Annotated in this window: 13 protein-coding genes; 1 reads left to right on the plus strand and 12 read right to left on the minus strand. The window is 67.0% G+C overall.

Translation table 11 applies throughout. From position 1 onward, the window contains the following. Positions 1-105 precede the first annotated feature (105 nt). Positions 106-1,623 (plus strand): 2,3-bisphosphoglycerate-independent phosphoglycerate mutase, encoded by a 1,518-nt coding sequence (gene gpmI / locus QZ332_RS04145; RefSeq protein ID WP_295762650.1) that lies wholly within the window; start codon positions 106-108, stop codon positions 1,621-1,623. Between the two features lie 324 nt (positions 1,624-1,947). Here gpmI and yihA read toward each other — a convergent pair whose 3' ends face one another. The 12 genes from yihA to lepB all read right to left on the minus strand — a co-directional run bounded on the left by yihA (position 1,948) and on the right by lepB (position 13,897). Beyond that, positions 1,948-2,547 carry a ribosome biogenesis GTP-binding protein YihA/YsxC gene (gene yihA / locus QZ332_RS04150; protein ID WP_295762653.1) on the minus strand — a complete coding sequence of 200 codons (600 nt, stop codon included), beginning with the start codon at positions 2,545-2,547 and terminating at the stop codon, positions 1,948-1,950. Positions 2,548-2,557: 10 nt separating this feature from the next. Continuing rightward, positions 2,558-4,993, minus strand: coding sequence for an endopeptidase La (gene lon, locus QZ332_RS04155; protein WP_295762656.1), 2,436 nt, complete (start codon positions 4,991-4,993; stop codon positions 2,558-2,560). 124 nt (positions 4,994-5,117) lie between these two features. Beyond that, positions 5,118-6,428 (minus strand): ATP-dependent Clp protease ATP-binding subunit ClpX, encoded by a 1,311-nt coding sequence (gene clpX / locus QZ332_RS04160; protein WP_295762659.1) that lies wholly within the window; start codon positions 6,426-6,428, stop codon positions 5,118-5,120. A 37-nt stretch (positions 6,429-6,465) separates the two neighbouring features. After that, positions 6,466-7,077 (minus strand): ATP-dependent Clp protease proteolytic subunit, encoded by a 612-nt coding sequence (locus QZ332_RS04165; RefSeq protein WP_295762662.1) that lies wholly within the window; start codon positions 7,075-7,077, stop codon positions 6,466-6,468. Positions 7,078-7,227: 150 nt separating this feature from the next. Then, positions 7,228-8,688 (minus strand): trigger factor, encoded by a 1,461-nt coding sequence (gene tig / locus QZ332_RS04170; protein ID WP_295762665.1) that lies wholly within the window; start codon positions 8,686-8,688, stop codon positions 7,228-7,230. A gap of 91 nt (positions 8,689-8,779) precedes the next feature. Then, the gene (locus QZ332_RS04175; protein WP_295762668.1) at positions 8,780-9,460 is read right to left on the minus strand and encodes a metallophosphoesterase; all 681 of its coding nucleotides are present in this window, start codon (positions 9,458-9,460) and stop codon (positions 8,780-8,782) included. Then, positions 9,460-10,947, minus strand: a complete 1,488-nt coding sequence (gene thrC / locus QZ332_RS04180; RefSeq protein WP_295762671.1) for a threonine synthase — start codon at positions 10,945-10,947, stop codon at positions 9,460-9,462. Before thrC ends, QZ332_RS04175 begins: the two co-directional genes overlap by 1 nt. Positions 10,948-10,977: 30 nt before the next feature. After that, positions 10,978-11,337: a YraN family protein gene (locus tag QZ332_RS04185; RefSeq protein WP_295762673.1), complete on the minus strand. Its 360-nt coding sequence runs from the start codon at positions 11,335-11,337 to the stop codon at positions 10,978-10,980. Then, positions 11,334-11,957, minus strand: a complete 624-nt coding sequence (locus tag QZ332_RS04190; protein WP_295762677.1) for a ribonuclease HII — start codon at positions 11,955-11,957, stop codon at positions 11,334-11,336. The genes QZ332_RS04185 and QZ332_RS04190 overlap by 4 nt, the downstream gene beginning before the upstream one ends. Then, positions 11,920-12,426, minus strand: a complete 507-nt coding sequence (locus QZ332_RS04195) for a hypothetical protein (RefSeq protein WP_295762680.1) — start codon at positions 12,424-12,426, stop codon at positions 11,920-11,922. Before QZ332_RS04195 ends, QZ332_RS04190 begins: the two co-directional genes overlap by 38 nt. Positions 12,427-12,434: 8 nt before the next feature. Further along, complete coding sequence (ylqF, locus tag QZ332_RS04200) at positions 12,435-13,307, minus strand: ribosome biogenesis GTPase YlqF (protein WP_295762683.1); 873 nt, start codon at positions 13,305-13,307, stop codon at positions 12,435-12,437. Next, positions 13,307-13,897 carry a signal peptidase I gene (lepB, locus tag QZ332_RS04205; protein ID WP_295762686.1) on the minus strand — a complete coding sequence of 197 codons (591 nt, stop codon included), beginning with the start codon at positions 13,895-13,897 and terminating at the stop codon, positions 13,307-13,309. The genes ylqF and lepB overlap by 1 nt, the downstream gene beginning before the upstream one ends. Positions 13,898-13,915 lie beyond the last annotated feature (18 nt).

Genomic DNA, 13,915 nt, shown 5'->3' on the forward strand with positions numbered 1-13,915 from the left:
CGGCCGCCGGGGCGTGCGCCCAAGGCGCGCGGATCGTGCCGCTCCCGTGACGCGCGTGCCGCCGGGAGGACGATCTGAATCTTCTCCGCGAGGAGGCGTATCGAAATGAACAAAACACCGACCACTCTGATCATCATGGACGGCTTCGGGACCGGAGGCGGAGAGACCGGCAACGCCGTCAAGGCCGCTGAGACCCCCCGGCTGGACGGGTTCTTCCGGGAGTTCGCCCACACCACCCTCTCCGCCTCCGGGCTGGACGTGGGCCTGCCCGACGGGCAGATGGGCAACAGCGAGGTGGGCCACACCAACATCGGCGGCGGCCGCGTCGTCTTCCAGGACCTGCCCCGCATCACCCGGGCCATCGAGGATGGCAGCTTCTTCCAAAACCCCGCTTACCGCCGCGCCATGGACGCGTGCCTGGAGAAGGGCTCCGCCCTGCACCTGTTGGGCCTGCTGTCCGACGGCGGCGTGCATTCCCACCTGTCCCACCTCTTCGCCCTGCTGGAGATGGCGAAGGACCGGGGCCTCGGCCGGGTCTATATCCACGCCTTCCTGGACGGGCGGGACGTGTCCCCCACCTCCGGCGCGGGCTTCGTCGCTCAGACCGCCGCCAAGTGCAGGGAGCTGGGCGTGGGCAAGATCGCCACGGTCATGGGCCGCTATTACGCCATGGACCGGGACAAGCGCTGGGACCGGGTGGAGCAGGCTTATGACGCCATGGTCTACGGCGAGAGCCCCATCAACGACCCCGACCCCGTGGCGGCGGTGGAGGCGTCCTATGGCAGGGGCGTCACCGACGAGTTCGTGGAGCCGGTGGTCTGCGACCCCGAGGGCTCCATCTCCGACAACGACAGCGTCATCTTCTTCAACTTCCGCCCCGACCGGGCCCGGGAGATCACCCGGACCCTGGTGGACCCGGAGTTCGACGGCTTCACCCGGCAGTTCTTCCCCCTGACCTTCGTCTGCAACACGGAGTACGACGCCTCCATGCCCAACGTGGAAGTGGCCTTCCCCCGCGTGCTGGTCAGCAACGGCCTGGGCGAGTATCTCAGCAAGATGGGCATGACCCAGCTCCGCATCGCCGAGACGGAGAAGTACGCCCATGTGACCTTCTTCTTCAATGGCGGCAGCGAGACCGTGTTCCCCGGCGAGGACCGGGTGCTGGTCCCCTCCCCCAAGGTGGCGACCTACGACCTCCAGCCGGAGATGAGCGCCCCCGAGGTCTGTGAGAAGTGCGTGGAGCGCATCGAGTCCGGGAACTATGACGTCATCATCCTGAACTTCGCCAACTGCGACATGGTGGGCCACACCGGCGTGTTCGACGCCGCCGTGAAGGCCGTGGAGACCGTGGACGCGTGCGTGGGCAAGGTGGTGGACGCCACCCTGAAGATGGGCGGCATCGCTATGATCACCGCCGACCACGGCAACGCCGAGCAGATGGTGGAGCCCGACGGCAGTCCCATGACCGCCCACACCACCAACCCGGTGCCCTTCATCCTCTGCGGCGCTGGCTCCGAGCTGCGGTCCGACGGCCGACTGGCCGACATCGCGCCTACGATGCTGGACGTGATGGGCCTGGCCTGCCCGCCGGAGATGGATGGGACGACCCTCATCGTGCAGTGACCGGTTCCTCTATCGATGACACGGGGACCCTCAGCATGCTGCTGAGGGTCCCCATCATCTTCCCGGCGGACGGACGCCGCGCCAAAGGGGGTTCCAGCGCGCCCCGGCCGTCCGCGGACCAAGGCGGGGAGGCGCCCCCTCCCGCGTCTCCTGCCCATGCCTGCCAGGCAAGCCTCCCTGCTTTACAGACGAGCTGAGAGCCGCCCCATGGGCGGCTCTCAGTGTCGAAAAACCAACGAGGCTCCCCTCAACGGGAAGGAGGAGCGTCACGAGAGAGGCCCAGGAAGGGCTCCTCTCGTCTTGACGGCCCATCGGGCAGCTCCCTTATCGATGCGGTCCCTCGGCGGCGGCGTCCAGGAGGCGGATCAGCCCTTCCTTCCCGGTCCCCTTCTCCGCGGAGAACGGCAGGAGGACGTCCTCCTCTCCCAGCTCCAGGGCCTCCCGGATCAGGGCCAGGGCGGGATCGACCTGGCTCTTTTTCAGCTTATCCAGCTTGTTCGCCACCACGATCTCCGGACAGCCCGTCTCCCGGAACCAGCTGTGCATCGTCCGATCGTTGGCAGAGGGCTCGTGCCGCGCGTCCACGATCAGCACGCCGGCGGTGATATGGGCCTCCTGGAAATAACTCTCCATCAAGCGGCCCCAGCGCTCTTTCTCCGCCTTGGAGACCTTGGCATAGCCGTAGCCCGGCAGGTCCACCAGGTAGGCCCGGCGGTCCACCAGGTAATAATTCACCTGGGTGGTCTTGCCGGGGGACGCACCTACGCGGGCCAGGTCCTTCCGGCCCAGCAGGCGGTTGATGACCGAGGACTTCCCCACATTGGACCGGCCTGCGAACGCGAACTGCGGCAGGCCGTCCCAGAGGAACTGCTCCCGGGTCCCGGCGGAGCGGATGAACTCCGCTTTTCCAAAATCGATGGGCATGCTCCCTCCTTCACTGTCGCAACACGGCCTCTGTATCCTCCCGGCTGATGGGGACGAAGATGGGGCCCGCTGTCTCTTCCAGGCTAGCAGCCGGCTCCCGGTCAGCGGCCGGCTCCCGGCCTGGTCCCGGGAGCAGCGCCGCGGAGAAGACCTGGTCCACGGTCTCCACCGGGACGAACTCCAGCGCCGCCCGGACCGTTTGGTCGATCTCCTCCAGGTCCCGGAGGTTGTCCTTGGGGATCAGCACGGTGCGGATACCGTTCCGCAGGGCCGCCATGGTCTTCTCCTTCAGGCCCCCGATGGCCAGCACCCGGCCCCGGAGGGTCACTTCCCCCGTCATGGCGATGCCCGCCCGGATCTTCCGGTCCGTCAGGGCGGAGAGCATGGCCGTGGTGACGGCGATGCCCGCCGAGGGGCCGTCCTTGGGCACCGCGCCCTCAGGGAAATGGACATGGATGTCTTTGTTCTTGTAGAACTCCGCCTCTACGCCCAGCACCTCCGCCCGGCTGCGGATGCAGCTCAGCGCCGCCTGGGCGGACTCCTTCATCACGTCGCCCAAGTTGCCGGTGAGCTCCAGCTTGCCGGCGCCCTCCATGACGTTGACCTCCACTTCCAAGATCTCGCCGCCGGACTCCGTCCAGGCCAGGCCGTTCACCACGCCGACCTCCTCCCGCTCCGTGTGCAGGGCCGGGGGATAGGGCTGGCAGTCCAGGAGCTTCGGCAGGTCTTCCTCGGTCACGGTGAGCCGCTTCGCCTCGCCGCACACCAGCTTCATGTCCGCCTTCCGGCACAGGGCGGCGATGCGGCGCTCCAGCAGGCGGACGCCGGACTCCCGGGTATAATCCCGGATGACGGCCCGGAGGACGTCGTCGCCCACCCGGAGGGCGGACTTCTTCAAGCCGTGCTCCGCCAGCTGCTTGGGCAGCAGGTGGCGGCGGGCGATCTCCACCTTCTCCTCGTCGGTGTAGCTGGTGAGGCGGAGGACCTCCATCCGGTCCAGCAGGGGCTGGGGGATGGTGTCCGTGGTGTTGGCCGTGGTGATGAACATCACCCGGCTCAGGTCCACGGGGATCTCCATATAGTGGTCCCGGAAGGCGTGGTTCTGCTCGCTGTCCAGCACCTCCAGCAGGGCGGAGGCCGGGTCGCCCCGGTAGTCGCTGCCCAGCTTGTCGATCTCGTCCAGCAGCAGCAGCGGGTTCATGGACCCGCCCCGGATGACCGCGTCGATCACCCGGCCGGGCATGGAACCGATGTAAGTCCGCCGGTGTCCCCGGATGTCCGCCTCGTCCCGGACGCCGCCCAGGGACAAACGGGCCAGCTTCCGGTTCAGCGCCTTGGCCACGCTGACGGCGATGGAGGTCTTGCCCACGCCGGGCGGCCCCACCAGGCAGAGGATCTGCCCCTTGCCCTTGGGGTTCATCTGCCGGACGGCGATGGTCTCCAGGATGCGCTCCTTCACCTTCTCCAGGCCGAAGTGCTCCTTCTCCAGCACCTTCCGGGCGGCGTCCACGCTGACCCGCTCCCGCGTCTCGGTGTTCCAGGGCACCTCCAGGCACACGTCCAGATAGTTCCGGATCACCGACGCCTCGGCGCTGCCGTAGGGCTGGCGGGACAGCTTCCCCGCCTCTTTGAGCAGGTGCTCCTCCGCCTCCTCCCCCAGCTTCAGCTCCAGGATCTTCCGGCAGTAGTCCCCGGCCTCGTCCTCGTCGTCCTCCCCCAGCTCGTTTTGCAGGACCCGGATCTGGGTGCGGAGGATCTGGTCCCGCTGGGCGCGGATCAGCTGGTCCCGGATCTTGCCCTCCATCTCGTGCTCGAAGCCCAGGATGCTGCACTCCCGGGCCAGCAGCCCGTTCAGCTTCCGCAGGCGGACGAAGGGGGCCAGCTCCTCCAAGATCTCCTGCTTATCCGTGTGGCGCAGGGAGAGGTTCTGGGCGATGAAGTCCGCCAGATGGCCCACGTCCCGGTCGTCCATCACCGCGGTGACGACCTCCTCCGGGACGCTGCCGGACAGCTGGGCATACTCGCTGAACAGGTTCCAGGTCTGGCGGAGCAGCGCCTCCGTCCGGGGGCTGCGGCGGGACGCCTCGGAAGGGGGCTCCTCCGCCAGCTCCTCCAGGTTGGCCTGGAGGTAGGGGGTGGACTGCCACAGCCGCCGCAGGCGGGCCCGGCGGCGTCCCTCCACCATGACGCGGGCGGAGCCGGAGGACAGCCGGAGGATCTGCCGGATGTGGGAGACCGTACCGATCTGGTACAGGTCCTCCTCCGCCGGGAGCTCTACGCCGATCTCCCGCTGCGTGACCAGGAAGATGTCCTGTTCCGCCTCCATGGCGCGCTCCAGCGCGGCGATGGAGATGGGGCGCTCCACGTCGAAGGTCAGGTCCATATGGGGGAAGACCGTCAGGCCCCGGAGGGCCAGGACGGGCAGGTTCGTCGTTGTCAGTCCCATGGTTCACGCTCCTTTCCAGGGGCAGGGCACGGATGGAAGAGAATGGAATCGAGCCTTACAGCCCGAGAGGAAGGGACGTCGTCCCTTCCTCTCTCTAAGCCCGTCGGCCGGGCCCTTCTCGTGTTCAAGACGCCGACTTCGGCGGCGTGTTCCGGGACTTCCCGCTCTTGCCGGGGTTCAGCTTCACGGGATAGCCCACTTTCTCGGGGTCCCTCGTCAGGATGGGCTGGCCCCTGCCCTCCACGCACTCCTTCGTGATGACGGCCTTGACGATGGTGGGATCCGAGGGGATGTCGTACATGATCTGGGTCAGCATCCCCTCCATGACGGCCCGGAGGCCCCGGGCGCCGATGTTCCGCTCGATGGCCTTGTCCGCCACGGCGTCCAGGGCCTCGGGCTCGAACTCCAGGTCCACGTCGTCGTATTCCAGCAGCTTCTTGTACTGCTTCACCAGGGCGTTCTTGGGCTCCTGGAGGATGCGGACCAGGTCCTCCCGGCGCAGGCCGTTCAGCGGCGCGATCACCGGCAGGCGGCCCACCAGCTCGGGGATGAGGCCGAACTTCAAGATATCGTGGGGCTGGACCTCGTGGAGGATCTTGCTCAGGTCCTTGTCCTTCTTTCCCTTGACGTTGGCGCCGAAGCCGATGCTCTTCTGGTCCAGGCGCTTCTCCACGATCTTCTCCAGCCCGTCGAAGGCGCCGCCGCAGATGAACAGGATGTCCTTCGTGTTCATCTGGATGAACTCCTGGTGGGGGTGCTTCCGGCCGCCCTGGGGCGGCACGTTGGCGACGGTCCCCTCCACGATCTTCAGCAGCGCCTGCTGCACGCCCTCGCCGGAGACGTCCCGGGTGATGGAGGTGTTCTCGCTCTTCCGGGCAATCTTGTCGATCTCGTCCACGTAGATGATGCCGTGCTCGGCCCGCTCCACGTCGAAATCAGCGGCCTGGAGCAGGCGGAGGAGGATGTTCTCCACGTCGTCGCCCACATAGCCGGCCTCGGTCAGGGTAGTGGCGTCGGCGATGGCGAAGGGCACCTTCAGGATGCGGGCCAGGGTCTGGGCGAAGAGGGTCTTGCCGGAGCCGGTGGGGCCCAGCATCAGGATGTTGCTCTTTTGGAGCTCCACGTCCTCGTCACCGCCGAAGAAGATGCGCTTATAATGGTTGTAGACCGCGACGGAGAGGGCGACCTTCGCCTCCTCCTGGCCGATGACATACTGATCCAGGGTGTCGCGGATCTCCCGGGGGGCGGGCAGATGGTCGGGCAGATCCTCCAGCGCGGGGGCGTCCGCCTCGAAGCCGTCGTTCAAAATGCTCATGCACAGGTGGACGCACTCGTCGCAGATGCGCACGCCGGGGCCCTGTATCATGCGGTGGATCTGCTGCTCATGCTTGCCGCAGAACGAACACCGCAGGGGTTTCTTGCCGTCGTCGTTCATATTCCTACCTCAGTTCTCTATCAGGGATGGGCCGTCCTCACGCCTCGTCCTTCTTCGCTTCCCCGCTGTCCTTGTTCACCAGGATCTTGTCGATCAGGCCGAACTCCCGGGCCTCCTCGGCGCTCATGAAATTGTCGCGCTCACAGGCGGCGGTGACCTCCTCGATGGAACGGCCGCAGTTCCCCGCCAGGATGCGGTTCATCCGCTCCTTGATGATCTCCAGGCGCTTGAGGTGGATGGCCATGTCGGTGATCTGGCCCTGGGTCCCGGCGGAGGGCTGGTGGATCATGATCTCCGCGTTGGGCAGGGCGATGCGCTTGCCCTTGGCTCCGGAGGAGAGCAGGAACGCCCCCATGCTGGCCGCCATCCCGACACAGATGGTGGATACGTCGCACTTGACGTACTGCATGGTATCATAGATCGCCATGCCGTCGGTGACGGAGCCGCCGGGGCTGTTGATATACAGCTGGATGTCCTTATCGGGGTCCTGGGCCTCCAGGTACAGGAGCTGGGCCACGATCAAACTGGCCGTGGTGGCGTTGACCTCCTCGCCCAGGAAGACGATGCGGTCGTTCAGCAGCCGGGAGAAGATGTCATAAGAACGCTCCCCCCGGTTGGTCTGTTCTACTACGTAAGGGACTAAACTCACTGTGAAAACCTCCAGTCTTTTGTGGACGCCCTCCCCATCGGAGGCGGGGCGCGCTCCGACGGTCCTTCCTATCACGAGCATTTTCACATGTTACCACAGGCATCATGTGGAAACGTGTCGGATCCATGGGCCCTCATAGAAAGATCCGGCTCATTCGGCGTCCTTCGGCTCCTCGGTCTCCTCCGTCTTCTTCTTGCGGGGCTTCCGGGCGGGCTTCTTCTCCGCGGCGGCCGGCTCTTCGCCCTCGGCGGCCTCGGCCTTCTTCCTGCGGGGCTTCCGGGCGGGCTTCTTCTCCTCGGCGGCCGGCGCCTCCTCTCCTGCGGGGCCCTCCTCCGGCTTGACGGCGGTGGCGCTCCCCACCACGACCTCCACGGCCTTGCGGCTGCAGATCTGGTCCTTGACCTGGTCGGCCTGGATGTACTTCTTCACCATCTCCAGATCCATGCCGAACTGCTCCGCCAGCTTCGCGTACTCGGCCTCCACGTCCTCGTCGGTGGCCTCGATGCCCTCGGCCTTGATGATGGCCATGACGGCCAGATCCATCTTCACCTGGCGCAAGGCGGGCTCCTTGGCGTCCTCCAGCAGCTTCGCCTCCTGGATGCCGGTCATCTGGAGGTACTGCTCGTAGGGGATGCCCTGCTGGGCGATCTGGGTGCGGAAGTTCTCCAGGAACTGGCGGGCCTGGCCGTCCACCATGGCGTCGGGGATCTCGGCGGTGATGCCCTGGGCCACCTGCTCCATCAGCGCGTCCTCGAAGCCGCGCTGGGCGTCCTTCTCCCGGTCCTCGGCCACCTGCTTCTCCAGGTCGGCCTTCAGCTCCGCCAGGGTGTCGAACTCGCTCACGTCCTTGGCGAACTCGTCGTCCAGGGCGGGGACTTCCTTCTCCTTGACCTCGTGGCACTTCACCTTGAAGACCACGGCCTTGCCGGCCAGGTCCGCGTGATAGTCCTCGGGGAACGTGATGTCGATATCCTTCTCGTCTCCGGCCTTCATGCCGGCGACCTGCTCTTCGAAACCGGGGACGAAGCTGTGCGATCCCAGCTCCAGGCTGTGATTGCTCCCCTTGCCGCCGTCGAAGGGCTCACCGTCCAGGAAGCCCTCGAAATCGATGACGGCGGTGTCGCCCTCCTTGGCCTCCCGGTCCACGGACACCAGGCGGGTGTTCCGGTCGGTGAGGGACTGGAGGCGGCGGTCCACGTCCTCCGGCGTGACCTTGACCTCCTCCTTGGGGGCGGACAGGCCCTTATACTGGCCCAGGACGACTTCAGGATACACGGGCGCGACAGCCTTGAAGGTGAAGCCCTGCCGGGTGCACTCGCCCATCAGCTCGACGGAGGGATAGCCCACCACATTGAGCTCCTGCTCTTTCACGGCGGCCTCATAGGCGTCGGGGAAGGCGATGTTGATCGCCTCGTCGAAGAACACCTCCACGCCGTACATGCCCTCGATGATCTTCCGGGGGGCCTTGCCGGGACGGAAGCCGGGGACCTTGATCTTGCCCCGCGTCTTCCGGTACGCCTTTTCGATGGCGGCCTCGAAGGCGGCGGCCTCCACCTCGATGGTCAGCGCGACCTGACTCTTCTCAAGCTTTTCGCAGCTTTTCACACTCATGTCGTTCTCCTCCGTTCATCCCCGGCGTTCATACGCCGGGACAAATCAGTATTCTATCAGAAAAAAATCGAAAATTCCAGTCTTTTTTCCTTCAGTCACAAATTTTTTTTGGGACAAAGCCAAGATAGTCGGCGGAGATGAGGGCGAAGTCCGTCCCTCCCCGCCGCCCCTCCAGCCGCCGGCGGATCGCGTGGCCGTGGAGATGGCCGTAACAGCACAGGAGGACGCGGTGGTCCTCCAGGGGCCGCAGCATCTCCGGGCACTCGTAGCCCTGGTAAAGGGGCGGGTAGTGGAGGAAGCACAGGATGGGCCTCTCCCCCGCCGCCTTCAAAGACGCCTCCAGCCGCCCCGCCTCCCGGTCGAGGACCTTCACGTTGTGGGCGTCCTCCTCCAGGAACCAGCCCCGCGTGCCGCAGAGGGCATAGTCCCCGTAAGGGAAGCAGTTGTTGTGGAGCATGTCCAGGGTATGGATGCCCTTCTCGCCGAAGAAGCGGTGGAGCTTGGCGGCGGTGGTCCACCAATAATCGTGGTTGCCCTTGACCAGGTACTTCTTGCAGGGGAACTGGTCCAGGAAGCGGAAGTCCGCCTCCGCCTCCTCCAGGCTCATGCCCCAGGAGGTGTCCCCCGCCAGGACCAGCACGTCCTCCGCCCCCAGGGCGGACAATGCCTCCCCGATGCGGTCCACGTAGCCCTCCCAGGCGGGGCCGAACACCTCCATGGACTTGTCCGCCGTCAAGGAAAGGTGCAGGTCCCCAATGGCATAGAGGGCCATCAGTCCAGGAACTCCAGCACCACGCCGTCCATGCCCTGCTTCCCGCAGGTGAGGCTGAACCGCCGCTCCTTCCCTTTCAGGGCCGCCAGCCGCCGGGGCACCGCCACGCCGGAAACGGCGTTCAGCTGGTCCAGCAGCTCCACCCCGTCGCCCTCCGGCGTCTCGCCGATCGCCTGGAGCACGCTGTCGCAGAACTTATAAGGAGAGGCCGTGGAGACGAAGACCGTCAGGGCCCGGTCCCCGGTCTCCGCCCGGTACTGCTCCAGCACCCCCGCCGCCACGGCGGTGTGGGTGTCGATGAGGTAGCCGTGCTCCTTGTGATACCGGGCGATCGTCTCCAAGGTCCCCGCCTCGCTGCAGGAGCCTCCCCAGAACTGCTCCCGGAGGGCCGCCTTGATCTTTTCGGAGACCTCGTACCTCCCGCCGGTGCCCAGGGCCTCCATATAGCCCCGGACCTCCGCGTCGTCCTCGCCGGAGAGATGGAAGAGCAGCCGCTCCAGGTTGCTGGAGACCAGGATGTCCATGGAGGGGCTCACGGTGTTGTGGAAGGGCCGGTCCCGGTCGTACACGCCGGTGCGGAGGAAGTCCGTCAGCACGTCGTTCTGATTGGAGGCGCAGATGAGCTTCCCCACGGGCAGGCCCATGCGTTTGGCGTAGTACGCCGCCAGGATGTCGCCGAAGTTCCCGGTGGGGACGCAGAAGTCCACCTTGTCCCCCAGCGCCAGCGCCCCGTCCCGGAGCAGGTCGCAGTAGGCGGAGATATAATAGACCACCTGGGGCAGGATGCGCCCCCAGTTGATGGAGTTGGCGGAGGAGAGGAGGTAGCCCCGGCCCGCCAGGGCCTCCCGGATATCCGCGTCGGAGAAGATGCGCTTCACGCCCGCCTGGGCGTCGTCGAAGTTGCCCTCCACGGCGCACACGCCCACGTTCTCCCCGTCCTGGGTGACCATCTGGGCCTCCTGGACCTTGGACACGCCGTCCTTGGGATAGAAGACCATGATCTTCGTCTGGGGCACGTCGGCGAAGCCCTCCATGGCGGCCTTGCCGGTGTCGCCGGAGGTGGCCACCAGGATGCAGACCGTCTTGTCCTCCCCGGTCTTGCCCAGAGCGGCGGAGAGGAGCTGGGGCAGCATCTGCAGGGCCATGTCCTTGAAGGCGGAGGTGGGGCCGTGCCACAGCTCCAGGCAGTAGGTGTCCCCGTCCACCTTGCGGAGGGGGGCCACGGCGGGCGTGTCGTATTTATCGGGGCCATAGGCGTTCTCGGCGAAGCCCAGCAGCTCCTCCTCGCTGTAGTCCGTCAGATAAAGGGCCATGACCTTGGCGGCGCGCTCCCGGTAGGGACGCCTGCTCAGGTCCGTCAGGAACGCCCCGTCGATCTGGGGGATGGACTCCGGGGTCAGCAGCCCGCCGTCCTTGGAAAGGCCCTGCTTCACGGCCTCGGCTCCGGTGACCCGCAGGCTGCGGTCCCGGGTGCTCAAATACTTCATATACATCCTCACCTTTCTGATGTCGTCTTTTCATTCGAAGGCGGCCTCCAGATGCTCCACCCGGAGGGCGCCGCCGGCTCCCTCATAGACCTCCGCCACGTCGAAGCGGGCGGGGGCGTCCAGGCCGCGGGAGGCCAGATACAGCTCCGCGGCCCGGCGCAGGCGGCCCCGCTTGCGGCCGTCCACGGATTCCCGGGGCAGGCCGATGGAACCGGGGCCCCGGCGCTTCACCTCTACGAAGCAGAGGACGCCGTCCGGCGACCGGCACACGATGTCCAGTTCCCCGAAGCGGCACCGCCACTGGCGGTCCAGGAGCGCATAGCCCCGCTCCTCGAGATACCGGGCGGCCGCGTCCTCCCCCTGGTCGCCGGAGATCTTGGCCCGGTTCATCCCCGCCTCGCCTCCCACTTTTTCAGGAAGGTCCTCCGGTGGGCCGGGCAGGGGCCGTATTCGTCCAGGGCGGCGTAGTGGGCCCTCGTGCCGTAGCCCTTGTTCCTGGCGAAGCGGTATTGGGGGTAGAGGGCGTCCAGCTCCCGGGAGACGTAGCGGTCCCGGCTGACCTTGGCCAGGATGGACGCCGCCGCGATGGAGGCGCTCTTCCCGTCCCCGCCGACGAGCGTGATGTGGGGCGCGGTGATGGAGACGCGGCTGCCGTGGTCCCGGTCGCCGTCGATCAGGCACAGGTCCGGCCCGGCGGGGAGGCCGTCGATGGCCCTCTGCATCGCCAGCATCCGGGCGTTCAGGATATCCATCTCGTCGATCTGCGCCTCCGTGACGGACGCGACGCTCCATGCCTCCGCCCGGGCGGTGATGAGATCATAAAGGGCCTCCCGCCTCTTCTCGGTCAGCTTCTTGGAATCGTCCAGGCCGGGGATCTCGATCCCCCTCGGCAGGATGACGGCGGCGGCGTACACCGGCCCCGCCAGGGGGCCCGCGCCCGCCTCGTCCACGCCGCAGATGCGCTCGAAGCCCTTATCCCACTGTTCCCGTTCCGGGGCCCACAGGTCCATCCGGCAGCGCTCCTTCCTTCATGGCCCGGCGGCGGAGCCGGGCGACATACACGAGATGGAAAAGGCAGAACGAAGCTCCCATGCAGGTCCGGACCTCGGTCCCCGCCAGGGCCCGGAAGGGCCAGGAAAGGGCCGACAGCTGATGCACCGGCGTCACGAAGGACCAGATGACGAACACCAGCGCCGCCAGATCCGGCAGCGTCCAGTCCAGCAAAGCGCACAGGACCATCACGCCGTACATCCCGGTGCTGAAGCCCCAGGACCATTCCAAACTGCGCAGCAGCTCCGCTCCCCCGAAAAAGTACAGCCACATATCCAGCGCCAGCAGGCACAGGAGCCACAGCCCCAGGCCGGTCCAGGACCAGGCCGTGTAGTCATGGTACCCGTTCTCAAAGATCGCGCGGACGCCGGTATAGAGATGCAGGACCGCATACGCCGTCACCGCCGCCGCGCCGAGGGCCTTTCTCATCCTCCCACTCATCCCGGCAGCTCCAGTGTGAACCGCCCCAGCTTGCCGGAGCGGAACTCGTCCAGCAGGATCTTCGCCATCCGCTCCGTGTCCACCCCGCCGCCGGGGACGAGGAAGCCCCGCCGCCGCCCGGCGGCCTCCAGCAGGCGGTATCCGTAGGCCGCGTCGTCCTCCTCCCCGCCCCGGTCCGGGAGGGCCTGGAGCTTGTAGCCGGCCTGCAGGGCCTCCGGGTAGCGCCCTGCGAGGTACGCCATCAAATAGCATCCCAGGCCCTCCGTGTCCAGGATCTCGTCCTTCACCGCGCCGGTGAAGGCGAGGTGAAGGCCCACGTCCCGGCCGTCCAGCTTGGGCCAGAGGATGCCGGGGGTGTCCAGCAGCTCCAGCCCCTTATCGATGGGCACCCACTGCTTGGAGCGGGTCACGCCGGGACGGTCCTCCGCCCTGGCGGTCTTCCGGCCCGCGACCTTGTTGATGAAGGTGGACTTCCCCACGTTGGGGATGCCCAGGATCATCACCCGAACGACCCGGCCCGCCTGGCCCTTCTCCGCGTAGGCCCGGAGCTTGTCCGCCAGCAGCGCCCGGACGGCGGCGGGGAACTTCGCCGTGCCCGCGCCGCTCTTGGCGTCCGTCTCCAGCACGGCCCAGCCCGCCTCTTTGAAATGGGCCGCCCAGGCCCTCGTCGCCTCCCGGTCCGCCTGGTCCGCCCGGTTCAGCACCACCAGGCGGGGCTTCCCCGCCGTCAGGCCGTCCACGTCCGGGTCTTGGCTCGAGCGGGGGATGCGGGCGTCCAGGATCTGGCACACCGCGTCCACGTTCTTCAGCTGCTCCGCGATCATGCGGCGGGTCTTGGCCATGTGGCCGGGGTACCATTGGATCTCCATCAGCCGATCCCTCCGATCCGTCCGAATCCCCGTTCCCCCGTCACGGCGTCCGGGCCGGGGACGGCCAGGAACACCGCCCGGCCGATGATATAGCGCTCGTCCACCGTGCCCAGCCGCGCGTCCCGGCTGTCGGTGCTGTTGCTGCGGTTGTCCCCCATGACGAAGACGCTGCCCTCCGGCACCGTGAGGGGGAACTCCGTCCCCTCCGCCGTGGAGGTCGGCCCGCTGACATAGTCCTCGCAGAGGCGCCGGCCGTCCACATAGACGGTCCCGGAGGCGAAGTCGATGTCCACCACCTGCCCCCCGGTGGCGATGACCCGCTTGACGATGGGCGTGGGGAGGAAGCTCTCCTTCCGCAGGACCACGATGTCCCCCGGCCCATACCCGCCGCAGAGCATGGCGTCCAGCACCAGCAGCCGGTCCCCGTCCTGGAGGGTGGGGACCATGGAGCGGCCGTCCACGCCGATGAGCCGGATGCCGAAGGTGAAGACCAGCACCACCGCCAGCACCGAGCCCACCAGCGCCTGGACCCACTCGTAGATCTCCCGGCGGCCTGCCCCGTCTCCCGCCCGGCCTATCTCTCCCCGCATATCTATGCGCCCGGTCCG

Source organism: uncultured Oscillibacter sp., from assembly GCF_910584465.1.
GTDB lineage: Bacteria > Bacillota > Clostridia > Oscillospirales > Oscillospiraceae > Oscillibacter.